Raw genomic sequence first — 15,670 nt, 5'->3', positions numbered from 1 at the left:
CAATATTTTATATAAAAACGCAAATTGAAATATGTTAACCTTTGTTAACTTTCACTTTTACCTATAGCCCTTTCAAAACACTAACGGTATATTCCACCTGCTCCGGATGCACATCTAAATGCAGTACAAAACGGATGCGATTTGGCCCGGTGCTCATACATTGGATGCCTTTTTCATTCAGCTTTTTGATGATATAATCAGCAGGTTCTACGGTATCGAATAATACGATATTAGTATCGGCAGGCATAACACTTATCACCCAATTAAGCTTACCTAACTCTTCGGCTAAGATGTGCGCATGGGCATGGTCTATTTGTAAACGATCAACATGATTATCCAACGCATAGATACCAGCGGCTGCTAAAAAACCTGCCTGACGCATTCCACCGCCCAAAACCTTACGGATACGACGGGCGTACTTGATCGTAGCTGCATCAGCCAATAGCACAGACCCGATCGGTGCTCCTAAGCCTTTAGATAAGCAAACGGATACGCCATTGAAGTATTTGCCATAGTCCACGGCCTTATCTCGTGTGTTCGCAAGCGCGTTGAATATGCGTGCGCCATCCAAGTGCAGCTTTAATCCTTTATCGCGGCACAGGTCAGCTATCGGGGCAATATCAGCTAAAGTATAGCAACTGCCGCCGCCTTTGTTAACGGTGTTCTCTAAAACCACTAAACTGGTATTGGGGAAATGAATATTCTCGGCATTGATCTCGGGCGCGATCATTTCAGCGGTTATACGACCACGGTCGCCGTTCAGTAATCTTGTCGATACCCCTGAGTTGAAGGCGATGCCCCCACCCTCGTAACGATAAACGTGCGCCGTCTGATCAGCGATCAGTTCATCCAAGGGTTGGGTGAAACATTTAATGGCGATCTGGTTGGTCATGGTGCCCGACGGGCAAAAGATACCAGCCTCCATCCCGAACATGGCCGCGGCTTTAGCTTCGAGCGCGGCAACGGTCTCATCCTCGCCAAAAACATCGTCGCCAACTTTGGCGCTCATCATGGCGGCTAACATTTCGGGGGTAGGCTTGGTAACGGTGTCGCTACGCAGATCAACAGTTATCATAAATATTAAAAATATGCGTTATTTGTGCAATTATGCTGCGTCCAATTTTACTGATTTTATTTTTAATGCTGACTTACGTATCAGCAAAGTCACAAAAATTCCAACCGGGGTTCTTTATCGATCGCCGCGATCAAAAAGTGGAGGGATTGATACGCACAAGTCCGTCGGGTAAAGCACCTATTAAAGACGAAGCCTTTATCGTTTATAAAGACAGCGAGAAAGGCACCGAGACCCGCTTCAGCGCAAGCGACCTTAAAAGCTACGTGGTAGGCAAAGACAGCTTTGTGGTAGCCCACGCCCCCCGTAACGAGACCTGGAGTGCGCAGGAATTAGATTTTGTAAAAGTAGTATTGAACGAGGAAGTGAAACTTTACGCCATTAACGCCGGCAAAGTAAGCGGTGGCAGCGGCTTTAGAATAAGTCCCGGAATATCCATGGGTACCGGTATTGGTGGCGGCGGCATGGGCGGTGTAGGCATCGGCTACGGTGGTGGCATAGGTATCGGCGGTGGCGGAGGCGGAAGCGCTAAACAAGGTAAGATCACCTACTATTACGGCGCCAACACTGCAGAAATGAACACCTTAACGCCCGAAAACTTTAACGATGTAATGAGTGATATTATGGGCGATGAACCATTGGCTTTGGAGGCTATCCGCTCTGGAAAGTTTACTGTGGGGAATGTGAATGGCTTGATAGAGTATTTTAAGAAATTGAAAGAGGCTAAGAAGTGATCGGTAAACAGTTAATCGGTGATCGGTTAATTGGTGATCAGTGAACAGTGGTGCGAACTTGAAAAACTGATATATATTCACTGATCACTGATCAACCGCTTAACTGATCACTACAAACTCTGCGCTATCACAAACCCGCTCGCCCAAGCCCATTGAAAATTATACCCGCCTAACCATCCGGTAACATCCACACACTCACCCCCGAAGAACATACCCGGTACTTTTTTTGCTTCTAATGTGCGCGATGACAACTCGGACGTGGCTACTCCGCCACGCATTACCTCGGCTTTGTCGTAGCCTTTATCGCCGGCGGGTTTTACTCTAAACTCGTGGATCAGTTTGCTGATGGCTTCCAGTTCGGCTTTATTAAGGGATGCTAAATTTTTCTCGGCCGGCAGGTACGGACTTAGCGCATCTGCAAATTTGCGGGTATATAAATTGGCGATGAGCGATAGCAAAGGTTTCTTACCGTTCTGTTTACGCTCCGATTCTATCAGGTCGATGATGTTTTGGTTGGGCAGCAGATCGATCATGATACTCTCTCCCGCTCTCCAATAAGATGATATCTGCAGGATAGCCGGGCCACTCAATCCCCAGTGGGTGAACAGGATATTTTCTTCAAAACTCGCCCTGTCATTCCATACCCGACAAAAGATGCTGTTGCCCGATAATTGCTCATACCAAGGTTGATCTTTACCGGTGATGGTCAGCGGAACTAAAGCAGGCGCGGTAGGCGCTATAGCCATATCAAATTTACGCGCCGTACGCAGACCAAAATCGGTCGCGCCCATTTTAGCGATGGGTAGGCCACCACTTGCAATGACGATCCTTGATGCCTTTGCCTCGAATAGTTTACCGTGACGTTCGTAACCGATCTTAAAGCCGTCGGCTATTTGCTCGATGTTTTTCACTTCGCTATCGCACCATATCTCTTGCTCCATATCCCGGCACAGGTCAACAAATACGTTGACGATGTCTTTAGCCTTATCACTTTCAGGGAACAGTTGACCTAAGGTTTTTTCTTTCCCGTTGATGCCGTAGGTCTCAAAAAAACTGATGGTATCGTCCACCGTCCATTGCGAAAGGGCTGATTTGGCAAAATGTTCGTTATCGGAGATAAATTGCTGCGGCGACGCGTACAGATTGGTGTAATTACAACGCCCTCCCCCGCTGATCAGGATCTTGGCACCTACCTTATCGGTCTTTTCCAGGATCAGCGTTCGCTTGCCCAAAAAGCCGGCCTGTACGGCACACATCAGGCCGCAAGCGCCGCCACCAATAATTATTGCATCAAAATGCGAGAGATCTGTTAGATTTGCGTCCATGGGCGAAGTTGCGCAAATATCGGAATTTGGAAAGATATTGGTCTTCATCATCACCGGAACTTTTTTGGTGCTGTTCACCCTCTTTATGGGCAAACTTTTAGCGCCCCACAACCCCACCAAAGAAAAGCTAACGTCATACGAGTGCGGCGAAGAGCCGACGGGCACCGCTTGGCTACCTTTTAACCCACGTTTTTATGTGATCGCGCTGGTGTTTCTACTATTCGAGGTGGAGATGATCTTTATTATCCCCTGGTCGACCATCTTCGGTAATAAAGAAATAATGGCTGTCGACAGCCGCTGGGGCGCTTTGACGCTGGTAGAAATGTTCATCTTCATCGGCATCCTGATCTTAGGTTTAGTTTACGTTTGGCGCAAAGGCGACCTGAACTGGATAAAACCCGAAGCCGAGACACCACATACCCGGGTAAACATCCCATTCAATCTATACGAGCAATTGAATATCGCCCAAAGCGGTTACAAAGTCCAAGCGTTTAACGCCGCTACTCAAAAAGAAGTAGAGACCGCGTTGGCAGCATCGGCAATACAAGCACCTGCGACTGTCTCAAGCGATACCGCTCCTGCAACAGAGAATACCACCGCTATCCCACCCGTAAGAAAACCCATGTTTAAACCATCTTTTAAAAAGCCGGAAAATGAGTCCTGAGAACATGAACGAAAGTGGTGGTGTAATGGTAACCAAACTGAACGACCTGATGAATTGGTCGCGTTTGTCGTCGCTTTGGCCTTTGAGTTTTGGTATCGCCTGCTGCGCGATAGAAATGATGGGTGCTATGGCATCAACATACGATCTGGAGCGTTACGGCGTATTCCCCCGTCCGTCAGCGCGCCAGGCTGATGTGATCATTATTGCCGGTACAGTAACCTTTAAAATGGCCGAGCGTATTAAACGTTTATACGAGCAAATGCCCGAACCGAAATACGTGATCAGCATGGGATCTTGCTCAAACTGTGGCGGGCCTTATTGGCAACATGGTTACCATGTGGTAAAAGGTGTGGACAGAATTATTCCTGTTGATGTTTATGTGCAGGGTTGCCCTCCAAGGCCTGAGGCATTGATCGGTGCGATATTGGAACTGCATAAAAAGATAGCCAGCGAGCAGATAGTGGGGAAAGCGGAAACGGTTTAAGTTGTCGCTTCATCAAGCTTTTTCTTAAGCGTCATGACCAAGGACTGTAAAGCAGTAACATCCCAATCTTTTAAAAAGTTGAAACTTTGTTGGACATTATGGTCGGCATCTTGATGCAACACAAAATAAGTGCGATAATTGCTGATCCTCAGTTCAGCCCATTCAACCAAAACCTTTCTCAAAATAACTCCTGAAGAATTAATAGTAACACCATTTACATCAAAGGGAAGACCTAAGTCGAAAATACTTAGATGGTACCTGACCTTGGGTGCTGTGTAATATTCCCAGATAGCTTGCGTGATACCGGCATAAGCATTATGATAGGTCTGCTTCCGTATCCCATAATAGCTTGATAATTTTATGGGAATAACATCACCGTCCACATCTTTTAACTCTATAAGATATTAACGGCCTATAGTGAAATGACTGCCACTTATCCAGTTAACACCTGATCTCACGGCAACTATTGAGTTGAGCGGAATTTCTGCGATAGTTTGTTTAGAAAGATATTCTATAATTATGCTTTCGGAACTGATGGAAAATCGTCTGTCGACCTCGGCCTTGAGTAATTTGGGAATCTCGATAACAGCTACGCTGCATATTCTTATCTATCGCAAGTATAATCAAATTACCCGACCGTTCCTACAACTGATCACCGGTTAACTGTTCACTGATCAACTAAAATTCGTAAACTTGCACCATCATTATGAAGGCATTTTACGGAGATATGAAACTGGGCATATTGGGCGGCGGACAATTAGGCCGTATGCTCATTCAGCAAGCTATTAACTACAACGTTACTGTTAAGATATTAGACCCTGACCCTGAGGCTCCGTGCCGCAAACTGTGTGATGAGTTCTCCGTAGGCTCGCTGGGCGATTATGAGACCGTTTACAAGTTTGGTAAAACGGTGGATCTGCTCACTATCGAGATAGAGAAAGTTAACGTAGACGCCCTGGAGCAACTGGAAAAAGAAGGCGTGGTGGTTTACCCGCAATCCCGCATTATCCGCCTGATCCAGGATAAAGGACTGCAAAAGCAATTCTTTAAAGAGAACGATATCCCAACGGCAGATTTCCAGATCATTAGTTCATTAGAACAATTAAAGCAGAGCAATATTCCCTTCCCGTACATCCAAAAATTACGCAGGGATGGTTACGATGGCAAAGGCGTTTATCGCGTTAACGACGAGGCATCTTTAGAGAACGCGTTCACCGCTCCAAGTTTGGTTGAACGCCTGATCGACTTTGAAAAAGAGATAGCTGTAATAGTTGCCCGTAACGAGGATGGCGAAGTTAAATGTTTCCCGATGGTGGAAATGGAGTTTAATCCTCAAGCTAATTTGGTGGAATTCCTGATCGCGCCGTCACTGTTGCCTTTTGAAGTACACGAAGAAGCTGAGCAGATCGCTAAACGCATTGCCGAAAGTCTGAAGATAGTTGGCCTGTTAGCCGTAGAGATGTTTTTAGACAAACATGGCAAGATATTAGTGAACGAACTTGCTCCACGCCCGCATAACAGCGGTCACCAAACCATCGAGGGTAATACCGTATCGCAATTTGAGCAGCACCTGCGTGCTATCTTTAACCAGCCATTAGGCAATACTGACTGCCTGAACAATGCCATTATGGTGAACGTATTAGGTGAGGCCGGTCACGAAGGCCCTGCCGTCTATCAAGGCATCGAGAAAGTATTGCAAAAGGCCGGGGTGTATATCCACCTGTATGGCAAAGCGCTTACCAAGCCGTTCCGCAAGATGGGACATGTAACCATTGTGGATGCGGATAGGGACAAAGCTATTGAAAAAGCAAGGTTTGTTCAGGAGACATTGAAGGTGGTATCGTAAGTAAAACAATAAACCATTTGTCATTGCGAGGTACGAAGCAACCGCGAACTATGCAAGATCGCTCTTTGGGTGTGCGGTTGCTTCGTACCTCGCAAGGACAAGTTTTTAATAAAAAAAAATGAACTCTCCCAAAGTAGGTATCATAATGGGCAGCAAGTCCGACCTTCCGGTCATGCAGGACGCTGCCGACGTTTTAAAAGAATTAGGCGTTGCTTACGAGATAAGTGTAGTATCGGCCCACCGCACGCCCGATCTGATGTTCAGCTACGCACGCGCAGCTGCCGATCGTGGCTTAAAGGTGATCATTGCCGGTGCAGGTGGCGCGGCCCATTTACCGGGTATGGTCGCCTCGTTAACGCATTTACCGGTTATCGGTGTGCCCGTAAAGTCGAGCAATTCTATCGATGGTTGGGATTCTATCCTGTCTATCCTGCAAATGCCTAATGGCATCCCGGTAGCTACGGTAGCCTTAAATGCAGCTAAGAACGCAGGCATCTTAGCCGCTCAGATCATATCTACAGCAGACGAGCACATCGTAGAAAATCTAAAAAAATTCAAGACAGACCTGAAGGAGAAAGTAGAAGCTTCGGCAAGGGAAATGGGGTCGTAAGTCTAAAGTTCTAAGTCTTAAGTCAGCGATCGTTTTGACTTAAGACTTTCGACTTAAGACTTAATTCAACGTCGGGTTCTCCGGAAAATTAGCGATATGGGCGTAGCGCTGACCCAAGCCTATCACCACTTGTTTCCAAAGGTTATGTTCAGCATCGGCGAATACGATGTCCGAATTGAATTTGTTACTCACGATCCAGGTATCCTCGGCTAATTCATTATCCAGTTGACCAGCCATCCAACCGGAGTAACCGGTAAAAAACTTGATCTCGTCCTGATCTAACTGGTAATTATTGATCAGGCTTTTTACTTGCTCAAAATCACCTCCCCAATAAATGCCGTTCCATATTTCCAGGCCGCCTTCAATTTTATCGGGACAGCGGTGAATAAAATGTAGCGTATCTAAGGCCACAGGGCCGCCATTATATACGGGTATTTCTGAATAAGAAACATCGGGTAGCAGGTCGCCAAGCATGGCATCGCCTTGGTGGTTCAGTACAAAACCAACGGCACCATCCTCGTGATATTCGGTGATCAGGATCACCGAACGCTTAAAATTAGGGTCGGCCATAAAGGGCTCTGATATCAGCAGCCGCCCAACGGCCGGTGGCATATTATTCAGCATAGTACGATATTAAACACTAAATGTAACGATTAGTTTATTCGGAATTGACCCCGATCATATATACGCACTAATTAATTTGTAAGTTTGCAACAAATGGATAACCAGGAATTACAAAATTTAAGGCAGGATTACAGCGCGGCCACGCTTACCGAAAAGGAAGTGAAACAGGATCCGATCAGGCAGTTCGAAAAATGGTTCGAGGATGCTGTAGCGGCCGAGATACACGAGCCTAACGCGATGACCTTAGCTACCGCTACGCCAAACGGACACCCGTCAGCCCGTATCGTGTTGCTGAAAGGCTTTAATAAAGATGGTTTTATGTTCTACACTAACTACCTAAGCCGTAAAGGCAAAGAATTGGCTAAGAACCCTTTAGCATCGGTAGTATTTTTCTGGGGAGAATTGGAGCGTCAGGTACGGATCGAAGGCACGATAGAGAAACTAAGCCGCGAGCAAAGTGAAGAGTATTTCCATACCCGTCCTAAATTGAGTCAGTTAGGCGCTTTGGCATCGGCTCAAAGTCAGGAAATAGAGGGACGTAAAGGTCTGGAGCAAAAAATGGCCGAACTGGAAACGGAGTATGCCGAAAAGGATGTACCGAAACCATCATACTGGGGTGGTTACATCATCAAACCACGACTGGTAGAATTTTGGCAAGGCCGCCGCAGTCGCCTGCACGACCGTATCATTTACAAAAAGATCGATAACAAAACCTGGAAGATAGCCCGCCTGGCACCATGATGCTTGCTGAAGTTAAAGCTTTACTGATCAATAAATTTGGCGAGGATGTAATAGTTGGCGAAGAAGCCGGCGTGTTACAACCCGCCCTGCTTATCGCCCCGGATCGCATTGCCGACGTTTGCCTTGAACTACGCGATAACCCCGCTACTTATTTCGATTTCCTGTCCTGCCTATCGGGTGTTGACTATGGGGTTGATGAAGACTGTTTTGGTGTGGTGTACCATTTATCATCTATCCCATACCAAAGCCAATTGGTACTAAAGGTGAGCAAAATCCACAGTCGTGAGTTGGAGACTTTACCGCATTTCCCAAGTATTGTATCCGTTTACCGCTCTGCCGATTGGCACGAGCGCGAAGCGTTCGAACTATACGGCATCTACTTTGAAGGTCACCCCGACCTGAGGAGATTGCTATTGCCTGATGACTGGGAAGGATTTCCGTTGCGGAAAGACTATCAGGCGGCGGAATATTATAAGGGAGTTAAGATAGATTGATACCCCACCCTGCCCTCCCCGAGGGGAGGGTTCCATAATTGTCATGATGAGTGATCCAGACAATTTCTTGCGTTAGCGATAGTAGCGGATACCGGCCCGGTGGCTAAGGCCTGAAGGCGTATGAGCGGATAGCGCGGGCCGCAGGTAACGCCCAAAAATTTTTCCTTTTACTTATTCGAGTAGGTTGACGCAATTATCTGTTGCCTTGATAGTTTATTTGCGCGGTATTTCCTAAACTTGTGTAGAAACGAATACCACCATACACATGGAAATTATCAGGAGAGAAAATATCACCTACGAGGAGTTTATTGAGCAGCATTACAAACCGGGCGTCCCTATCGTGTTCAAGAACGCGGTGAAGGACTGGAAGGCTAAAGAACTGTTCACACCGGATTGGTTCCGTCAAAATTATCCCGACCGTACTACCGAGGTAAAGGGCAAAGAATATACCATGAAACAGATAATGGATATGGTGGAGACCAGCACGGTCGAGAACCCGGCCCCCTATCCTTGCATCTACAATATAGCTGATCAACTACCTGAGTTGCTTCCGTTGGTTAAGCCGGATCTGATCTACTCCAAACCCAATTGGTTGGACAATAAAATGTTCAAGATAGGCAAATGGGGTGCAGCCTTAGAGTTATTTATCGGCGGACCGGGTGGCAAGTTCCCTTATCTGCATTTGGACTATTATCACCTGAATGCCTGGATAACGCAGCTATATGGCGAGAAACGGTTCACCGTTTTCCCTAAAGGTCAAGAGCACATGCTTTATCCTGTTCCCGGCGATCCGTGGCGCTCTGAACTGAATATCTTTGAACCTGATTACGAGAAATTCCCATTGTACAAAGACGCCACACCGATACAGTTTACAGTAGGTCCGGGCGAAACCTTATTCATCCCTTTCGGTACCTGGCATAGTGCTTACTCATTAACGCCGACCATATCGGTAGCTTTTGACACGCTTAATGATAAGAACTGGCCGGAGTTTATGAAAGACGTATGGACCTTTAAAAGTCGCGATGGTAAGCTGAAAGCGACCGCCATGTATAGCTACGCTTGGCTGGCCACACACATCAGCAATTTGACCAATAAGCCAACGATGAAGTAGGGCAGCGGCCGTTTGATATTTAAACATTAAAACGCTTTCTTTATGATACCAATTAAACCCGTGTCATGAAGAGAGCGTTTCTTATTTTAGTGTTACTAATACCGGCTTTGCTAAAAGCTCAGGATTTTTCTGCTGTTTGGCAAAAAGCTCAAAAACTTAAAGCCGATTCAAATTATAAAGGTGCCATAGCGATCTATGATAAAGAGATACAAAAAATTTTAGCTGGCGATACCATCTATCAAGATTATCATTGGATCGGGTTTTTAGCATTAGCGGGCAGAATTTATGAAGGAAGGGAAAATAAATATGATAATTTGTTGTACGGCACCAAAGCAGAAAAACTGAACGAGAAGATAGAGTTTCTCAAGGATGCGGGAGTCGAAAATATGCTTAGCTACGAGATAAAAGACCGCGAGCATGGTGTTATTAGCTTTGTATATAGTTCTTGCCATAGTACCACTAAAAGAGCGTTAGTGTGGTTGATGAACAAACATATTTACATGCAAGTTTTTGATGACTGTAACACCTACAAGCCATTAAAGATCCTTGACACGGAATTGGTAACATTATTTGAAAAACATCTCGATAACATAACTACCGATTCCCTTGAACGACCAAATTATATACCTAAAGAACGAATAGACTATCAATTTAAATTTTATTCGGGCGACAAGATCTTTAACAAAGATTGGGTAAGTCGTTATTTTCTACGGATACCGAACGCTGTTGAGATACGGGAGATGAATGAAAAGCCGGTAGAATTTCCAAAAAAAGATAACGTTATCTACAAGAGTAACTCCGACTCATATTTCGGTAAAATGTTTTTAAGATTAATACAGGCTGAAAAGACATATACCGCATTTATAAATTCGGCATCCGAACGTGCAAAGATCGGTAAGATCGAATAGCTCAGATCATTCTTTGTGACAATTCTTTGTGCCCTTTGTGGTTGAAACTCGTTACTTTTACCGTCACAACGTGAACACGACTACCTCTATATACGATCAGGCTCTCAAGCGCTATCAGCAAAAGATAGCCAACGCCGCTACCGAAGACATGGTGCTGAACATGGGTCCGCAACACCCGTCTACCCATGGTGTGTTACGCTTGGAGCTGATCACCGATGGCGAGATCGTTAAAGAGGTCATCCCGCATATCGGCTACCTGCATCGCTGCTTTGAGAAGCATGCCGAGTCGCTGACTTATCAGCAGACCATTCCCTTTACCGATCGTATGGACTACCTTGCAAGCATGAACAACAGCCATGCATGGGTAATGGGCGTAGAACGTATGCTGGGCATCGATAAAGAGATCCCAAAGCGGGTAGAATATATCCGCGTGCTGGTCTGCGAGCTGAACCGCATTGCATCGCACCTGATCGCTATTGGTACCTATGGTATCGATATCGGTGCGTTCACCCCTTTCCTTTGGTGTTTCCGTGATCGCGAACATATCATGGGGATGCTGGAGTGGGCTTCAGGCTCGCGGATGTTGTACAATTATATTTGGGTGGGAGGCTTGTTTTATGACCTGCCGGTAGGTTTTGAGGAACGCGCCCGCGAGTTCGTCGAATACTTTAAACCCAAAATGGTGGAGCTTAACGGCCTGCTGACGGATAATCAGGTATTCATTAACCGTACTGCTAACGTAGGCGTATTACCGCTTGATGTGGCTATAAATTACGGTTGCAGCGGACCAATGTTGCGTGGCTCCGGCTTAAAGTACGACCTGCGCCGTATAGATGGTTATTCTGTTTATCCCGAATTAGAATTTGATATTCCCATCGGCACTGGTCTGATGGGCAAAGTAGGCGACTGTTGGGATCGTTATAAAGTGCGTGTCGACGAGATACAGGAATCGTTAAAGATCATTGAGCAATGTCTTGATCGCCTGCAGAAGGAATTAAAACGCACACCCGAATTTGATCCGCGTGCTAAACTGCCACGCAAACTAAGCCCTAAACCGCAGGACTATTACGTACGTTGCGAAGCGCCCAAAGGCGAGTTAGGTTTCTACTTTATCCATCTGCAACGTAAAGAAAAAGACAAGAACGGCAACGACCGTTTCTTCGATACCGAGATCCCTTTCCGCGTAAAATCCCGCGGGCCAAGTTTTAGTAACCTGTCGGTGCTCCCGGCAATGTCTAAAAATGTAATGATAGCAGATCTGATCGCTATTGTGGGGTCTATTGATTTTGTCTTGGGGGAGGTGGATAGGTAGAGCCAAACCTCTCTTTCATCATCACGTCATTGCGAGCGCAGCGTGGCAATCCCCTATGTGGAAAGTCGGACTTGCAGAGCCGCTCTACTCATCGGAGATCGTCACGTCGCTGATAGAAGCTCCTCGCGATGACGTTGCTTTTTAGATCACCTCAAAATACCGCTTCAACTCCCAATCCGTAACTTGCTTAATAAACTGACGCCATTCCCACAGGCGGGTATTGGTAAAATGCTGCACAAAATCATCACCAAATAATTCCTTAGCAATATCCGACCGCTGCATATCCAAGGCAGCTTGTTCTAAATTGGTGGCTAATACGCCGTTGGTTTTATTTGCGTAGCCATTGCCTACTGTGGCAGGCACGGTCAGTTCCAGTTTATTTTTAATGCCGTATAAGCCCGAGGCCAAAGCCGCAGCAATGGCTAAGTATGGGTTACTGTCAGATCCCGGGATACGGGTCTCTAAACGGGTGTGGTTGATGCTATCGTTGATCACACGGAACGCCGCCGTACGGTTTTCTACCGCCCAAGTGATAGTGGTGGGTGCCCAAGCGCCTTCTACAAGGCGTTTATAGCTATTGATCGTTGGTGCGTACATCGGCAGTAAATGCGGCAGGCAATGCATTTGCCCGGCAAGGTAATGCTTGTGCAGCTCGCTCATTTTATTAACGTCCGTCGCGCTGTAAAATAAGTTCTCGGTCTTGGCCGGCTCCCATAAGCTTTGATGCACATGGCCACTGCAGCCCGGTAATTCGGCGTTCCATTTGGCCATAAAGGTGGCAGTGATGCCGTGTTTAGATGCGATCTCTTTTACGGAAGTCTTAAATAAAGTGGCTTTATCGGCAGCCGTTAAGGCATGGTCATGAATGATAGCCGCCTCATAAACACCCGGACCCGTCTCGGTATGCAGGCCTTCTATCGGGATATTAAAATCCGTTAGCAGGTTAAAGAGGTCGTAATAAAAGTCGCTGTTTTGTGATGTACGTAATATCGAGTAGCCGAACATCCCCGGTGTCAACGGTTCCAATTTGGTAAACTCTTTTTCTTCCAGGCTTTTTGGCGTCTCACTAAAATTGAACCACTCAAATTCCTGAGCAAACTCAGGATGGTAGCCCATGCTTTCACATTCGGCAACAATACGCTTTAGCAAACTACGCGGACAAGCCGCTACGCTGCTGCCGTCGGTCTGGGTAAAATCGGCCAAAAAGAAAGGCTGATCATTTTGCCATGGGATATGGCGCAAGGTGTTCAGATCTATACGGCAAAACTTATCCGGATAACCCGAAGCCCAACCAGTAACCGAAACGTTATCATAAACCTGATCGGCGCTGTCCCAACCAAAGATCACATCGCAAAAGCCATAACCATCCTGCAAGCCATCTAAAAATTTATCACGATGGATCAGTTTGCCACGCAATACGCCGTCGATATCGGCGAACGCGAATTTGATCTTAGTGATGTTCTTATCGTGCAGGTAGGCGGTTATTTGTTGCTTATCCATGATGGTGGTATATATCGTACAGTGTTCACGACCTAACCACAAAGGACACAAAGTTTTTTCACAAAGGGCACAAAGACCTATCAGACTAATAAAAGCCTTTGTGTTCTTTGTGATTTCCTATTCTTTGTGACCTTTGTGGTTAATAAAGTCTACAAAAGTTCTAAATGATCAATAATAGCAAATATCTGTTTATTTACGGCACTTTGTTGAATGCAGACAACCATTACGGTGCTTTGTTAAAAAATAATAGCAAGTATATCTCACCCGGAAGCTTTAATGGTTTACTATATGATCTGGGCGAATATCCCGGAGCGCTATACATCCCGGCCTTAGACCGGAAAGTTTATGGCGATATCGTCGAACTGACCGACCTCAGCATCTTAACCCAATTAGATGAGTACGAAGGTTACGGCGAAACCGAAGAACAGCCCAACCTTTACATCCGTCAGATCGTCCCCGTCGAAACAGGAAACGAAATGATCGATTGCTGGGCCTACATCTACAATTTCCCTGTCGACGATAGCCAACTCATTCCATCCGGTCGCTACCAATAAAAAATGCCCCTCTGATTTTCCAGAGAGGCATTCACAATTAATATCTGTAAGCTATTATAATTTAGCTGATTTTACAGTTTTGATGATCACAGCAGCAACTTTGTATGGATCTGCAGCCGAGTTAGGGCGACGATCTTCTAAGTAACCGCTCCAGCCTTTTTGTACAGAATACAATGGGATACGGATAGAAGCACCACGGTCAGATACACCGTAGCTGTAATCAGTGATAGCAGCAGTTTCGTGCTTACCTGTTAAACGCTGATCGTTATCAGCACCGTAAACAGCGATACACTCAGCAACAGCAGGACGGAAAGACTCGCAAATTGCTTTAAAAGTAGCCTCGCTTGCAGCAGTACGTAATGTAGTGTTAGAGAAGTTAGCGTGCATGCCCGAACCATTCCAGTCTAATTGACCCAATGGTTTGCAATGCCAGTTGATAGCTACACCATAGCTTTCGCCGATACGCTCTAATAAATAACGCGCAACCCAAATTTGGTCACCAGCGTCTTTAGCGCCTTTAGAGAAGATCTGGAATTCCCACTGACCTGCAGCAACCTCTGCGTTGATACCTTCTACGTTCAAACCAGCCTCTAAACAAACGTCTAAGTGCTCTTCAACGATATCGCGACCGAATGCGTTGTTAGCGCCTACTGAACAGTAGTAAGGGCCTTGCGGACCTGGGTAACCACCTTCAGGGAAACCAAGCGGTTTGTTGGTTTTAGGATCCCACAAGAAATACTCTTGCTCAAAACCGAACCAAAAATCGTTATCGTCGTCCATGATCAAAGCACGACCGTTAGACTCGTGTGCAGCACCGGTCGAATCCAATACTTCGCACATTACTAAAAAGCCGTCTTTACGTTGCGGATCAGGGCAAATAAATACCGGTTTCAGGATACAATCAGATGAACCACCTGGTGCCTGCTCAGTAGATGAACCATCGAAGCTCCAATTTGGACAATCTTCTAATTTACCACTGAAATCTTTCTCAATTTTTGTTTTGCTACGCAGGCTTTGGGTCGGTTTGTAGCCATCAAGCCAGATGTACTCTAATTTTGCCATGTTGTTAACGTATTTTCTCTTGTTTTATAAGTTAGTTTGACTATTTGAACTGCGAATTCAAATATTTCCGACTAAATTATAAAGTTTTTATCAATTCCACTATTTTTTTCTAAAAAAATCATCAATTGTAAAATAATTATTTCAAATATTGAAAATATTGATGCCTTGAAGCAAAAATCTATAAAAACGTAATTCGACAAAACAAAAGGAAATTTATAAATATAGGGCAAAAAATATCCCCCGCCGGGCGGCGGGGGACTCACAGTATGTCTTTGCACAAACATACTATTACCAAAACCTAATCACGTGTAAAAGTGAGGCAATCGCATGAAGAAAGTATGAAGATTTGTCTTTGAAAATGAACGCTCAGTATTTCATCGCCACCGGTAGCCCCGCTCTCCATTACAAAGCCTCCCCCTTCCAGCGCACAAGCCAACCGCACGCTGCGGGTTTTCCATTCCGATCTGGTTTAGGTTGAACGGCCAGCGCATCAAACAACTACGTCATTGCTGTAAGGGTTAGGTAATTCAGCAATAGAATCAGGTGTGTTTATTTGTTGTTTAGGGCTGCCATGTCGATAGGTTTTTTACCATTGATACCTTGATGTGGCCTCTCCCAATTATAGTAAA

Annotated in this window: 17 protein-coding genes; 11 read left to right on the top strand and 6 right to left on the bottom strand. The window is 45.7% G+C overall.

Annotated features, from left to right (window positions below; all coding sequences use genetic code 11):
• Positions 1-61: 61 nt before the first annotated feature.
• Positions 62-1,075, bottom strand: a complete 1,014-nt coding sequence (locus tag IRJ16_RS22455) for a threonine aldolase family protein (protein ID WP_194114167.1) — start codon at positions 1,073-1,075, stop codon at positions 62-64.
• Between the two features lie 65 nt (positions 1,076-1,140).
• On the opposite strand from IRJ16_RS22455, the gene IRJ16_RS22450 reads away from it, so the two are divergent.
• Positions 1,141-1,806, top strand: a complete 666-nt coding sequence (locus IRJ16_RS22450) for a hypothetical protein (RefSeq protein ID WP_194114166.1) — start codon at positions 1,141-1,143, stop codon at positions 1,804-1,806.
• Between the two features lie 110 nt (positions 1,807-1,916).
• On the opposite strand, the gene IRJ16_RS22445 is transcribed toward IRJ16_RS22450, so the two are convergent.
• A complete protein-coding gene (locus IRJ16_RS22445) occupies positions 1,917-3,131 on the bottom strand; it encodes a BaiN/RdsA family NAD(P)/FAD-dependent oxidoreductase (RefSeq protein ID WP_194114165.1) in 1,215 nt (404 codons plus the stop codon).
• On the opposite strand from IRJ16_RS22445, the gene IRJ16_RS22440 reads away from it, so the two are divergent.
• Both IRJ16_RS22440 and IRJ16_RS22435 read left to right on the top strand, forming a co-directional pair.
• A complete protein-coding gene (locus IRJ16_RS22440; protein WP_194114163.1) occupies positions 3,130-3,795 on the top strand; it encodes an NADH-quinone oxidoreductase subunit A in 666 nt (221 codons plus the stop codon). The two genes, IRJ16_RS22445 and IRJ16_RS22440, sit on opposite strands and share 2 nt — an antisense overlap.
• Positions 3,785-4,279 (top strand): NADH-quinone oxidoreductase subunit B, encoded by a 495-nt coding sequence (locus IRJ16_RS22435; protein WP_194114161.1) that lies wholly within the window; start codon positions 3,785-3,787, stop codon positions 4,277-4,279. Before IRJ16_RS22440 ends, IRJ16_RS22435 begins: the two co-directional genes overlap by 11 nt.
• On the opposite strand, the gene IRJ16_RS22430 is transcribed toward IRJ16_RS22435, so the two are convergent.
• Positions 4,276-4,662 (bottom strand): hypothetical protein, encoded by a 387-nt coding sequence (locus IRJ16_RS22430; protein WP_194114159.1) that lies wholly within the window; start codon positions 4,660-4,662, stop codon positions 4,276-4,278. The two genes, IRJ16_RS22435 and IRJ16_RS22430, sit on opposite strands and share 4 nt — an antisense overlap.
• A gap of 323 nt (positions 4,663-4,985) precedes the next feature.
• Between IRJ16_RS22430 and IRJ16_RS22425 the strand changes: the two genes are divergently transcribed.
• Positions 4,986-6,125 carry a 5-(carboxyamino)imidazole ribonucleotide synthase gene (locus IRJ16_RS22425; protein WP_194114157.1) on the top strand — a complete coding sequence of 380 codons (1,140 nt, stop codon included), beginning with the start codon at positions 4,986-4,988 and terminating at the stop codon, positions 6,123-6,125.
• Between the two features lie 118 nt (positions 6,126-6,243).
• Positions 6,244-6,735: a 5-(carboxyamino)imidazole ribonucleotide mutase gene (gene purE, locus IRJ16_RS22420; protein WP_194114155.1), complete on the top strand. Its 492-nt coding sequence runs from the start codon at positions 6,244-6,246 to the stop codon at positions 6,733-6,735.
• A 60-nt stretch (positions 6,736-6,795) separates the two neighbouring features.
• Here the strand turns inward: purE and IRJ16_RS22415 are convergent, their stop codons facing one another.
• Complete coding sequence (locus tag IRJ16_RS22415; RefSeq protein ID WP_194114153.1) at positions 6,796-7,359, bottom strand: YqgE/AlgH family protein; 564 nt, start codon at positions 7,357-7,359, stop codon at positions 6,796-6,798.
• Between the two features lie 93 nt (positions 7,360-7,452).
• On the opposite strand from IRJ16_RS22415, the gene pdxH reads away from it, so the two are divergent.
• The 5 genes from pdxH (at position 7,453) to IRJ16_RS22390 (ending at position 11,925) form a co-directional block, all read left to right on the top strand.
• The gene (gene pdxH / locus IRJ16_RS22410) at positions 7,453-8,100 is read left to right on the top strand and encodes a pyridoxamine 5'-phosphate oxidase (RefSeq protein WP_194114150.1); all 648 of its coding nucleotides are present in this window, start codon (positions 7,453-7,455) and stop codon (positions 8,098-8,100) included.
• The gene (locus tag IRJ16_RS22405) at positions 8,097-8,594 is read left to right on the top strand and encodes an NADH-quinone oxidoreductase subunit C (RefSeq protein ID WP_194114149.1); all 498 of its coding nucleotides are present in this window, start codon (positions 8,097-8,099) and stop codon (positions 8,592-8,594) included. The genes pdxH and IRJ16_RS22405 overlap by 4 nt, the downstream gene beginning before the upstream one ends.
• A gap of 265 nt (positions 8,595-8,859) precedes the next feature.
• Entirely contained in the window at positions 8,860-9,705 is an 846-nt protein-coding gene (locus IRJ16_RS22400) for a cupin-like domain-containing protein (RefSeq protein WP_194114147.1), read from the top strand.
• A gap of 65 nt (positions 9,706-9,770) precedes the next feature.
• Entirely contained in the window at positions 9,771-10,613 is an 843-nt protein-coding gene (locus IRJ16_RS22395) for a hypothetical protein (RefSeq protein ID WP_194114145.1), read from the top strand.
• 148 nt (positions 10,614-10,761) lie between these two features.
• Positions 10,762-11,925, top strand: a complete 1,164-nt coding sequence (locus IRJ16_RS22390; RefSeq protein ID WP_228080430.1) for an NADH-quinone oxidoreductase subunit D — start codon at positions 10,762-10,764, stop codon at positions 11,923-11,925.
• A 141-nt stretch (positions 11,926-12,066) separates the two neighbouring features.
• Here the strand turns inward: IRJ16_RS22390 and IRJ16_RS22385 are convergent, their stop codons facing one another.
• Positions 12,067-13,425, bottom strand: a complete 1,359-nt coding sequence (locus IRJ16_RS22385; protein WP_194114144.1) for a glutamine synthetase family protein — start codon at positions 13,423-13,425, stop codon at positions 12,067-12,069.
• Positions 13,426-13,589: 164 nt separating this feature from the next.
• On the opposite strand from IRJ16_RS22385, the gene IRJ16_RS22380 reads away from it, so the two are divergent.
• A complete protein-coding gene (locus tag IRJ16_RS22380; RefSeq protein ID WP_194114143.1) occupies positions 13,590-13,979 on the top strand; it encodes a gamma-glutamylcyclotransferase family protein in 390 nt (129 codons plus the stop codon).
• A 54-nt stretch (positions 13,980-14,033) separates the two neighbouring features.
• Here the strand turns inward: IRJ16_RS22380 and IRJ16_RS22375 are convergent, their stop codons facing one another.
• Complete coding sequence (locus IRJ16_RS22375) at positions 14,034-15,041, bottom strand: glutamine synthetase beta-grasp domain-containing protein (protein WP_194114142.1); 1,008 nt, start codon at positions 15,039-15,041, stop codon at positions 14,034-14,036.
• Positions 15,042-15,670: the final 629 nt, after the last annotated feature.

Source organism: Mucilaginibacter myungsuensis (assembly GCF_015222005.1).
Lineage (GTDB): Bacteria > Bacteroidota > Bacteroidia > Sphingobacteriales > Sphingobacteriaceae > Mucilaginibacter > Mucilaginibacter myungsuensis.
This window is presented reverse-complemented; position numbering and strand designations above follow the sequence as displayed.

Coding starts and splice junctions, on each gene's coding strand:
- pdxH (WP_194114150.1), top strand. CDS start 7,453: ATGGATAACCAGGAATTACAAAATTTAAGGCAGGATTACAGCGCGGCC.
- IRJ16_RS22400 (WP_194114147.1), top strand. CDS start 8,860: ATGGAAATTATCAGGAGAGAAAATATCACCTACGAGGAGTTTATTGAG.
- IRJ16_RS22415 (WP_194114153.1), bottom strand. CDS start 7,359: ATGCTGAATAATATGCCACCGGCCGTTGGGCGGCTGCTGATATCAGAG.
- IRJ16_RS22455 (WP_194114167.1), bottom strand. CDS start 1,075: ATGATAACTGTTGATCTGCGTAGCGACACCGTTACCAAGCCTACCCCC.
- IRJ16_RS22425 (WP_194114157.1), top strand. CDS start 4,986: ATGAAGGCATTTTACGGAGATATGAAACTGGGCATATTGGGCGGCGGA.
- IRJ16_RS22440 (WP_194114163.1), top strand. CDS start 3,130: ATGGGCGAAGTTGCGCAAATATCGGAATTTGGAAAGATATTGGTCTTC.
- purE (WP_194114155.1), top strand. CDS start 6,244: ATGAACTCTCCCAAAGTAGGTATCATAATGGGCAGCAAGTCCGACCTT.
- IRJ16_RS22375 (WP_194114142.1), bottom strand. CDS start 15,041: ATGGCAAAATTAGAGTACATCTGGCTTGATGGCTACAAACCGACCCAA.
- IRJ16_RS22450 (WP_194114166.1), top strand. CDS start 1,141: ATGCTGACTTACGTATCAGCAAAGTCACAAAAATTCCAACCGGGGTTC.
- IRJ16_RS22435 (WP_194114161.1), top strand. CDS start 3,785: ATGAGTCCTGAGAACATGAACGAAAGTGGTGGTGTAATGGTAACCAAA.
- IRJ16_RS22390 (WP_228080430.1), top strand. CDS start 10,762: ATGGTGCTGAACATGGGTCCGCAACACCCGTCTACCCATGGTGTGTTA.
- IRJ16_RS22380 (WP_194114143.1), top strand. CDS start 13,590: ATGATCAATAATAGCAAATATCTGTTTATTTACGGCACTTTGTTGAAT.
- IRJ16_RS22385 (WP_194114144.1), bottom strand. CDS start 13,425: ATGGATAAGCAACAAATAACCGCCTACCTGCACGATAAGAACATCACT.
- IRJ16_RS22445 (WP_194114165.1), bottom strand. CDS start 3,131: ATGGACGCAAATCTAACAGATCTCTCGCATTTTGATGCAATAATTATT.
- IRJ16_RS22405 (WP_194114149.1), top strand. CDS start 8,097: ATGATGCTTGCTGAAGTTAAAGCTTTACTGATCAATAAATTTGGCGAG.
- IRJ16_RS22395 (WP_194114145.1), top strand. CDS start 9,771: ATGAAGAGAGCGTTTCTTATTTTAGTGTTACTAATACCGGCTTTGCTA.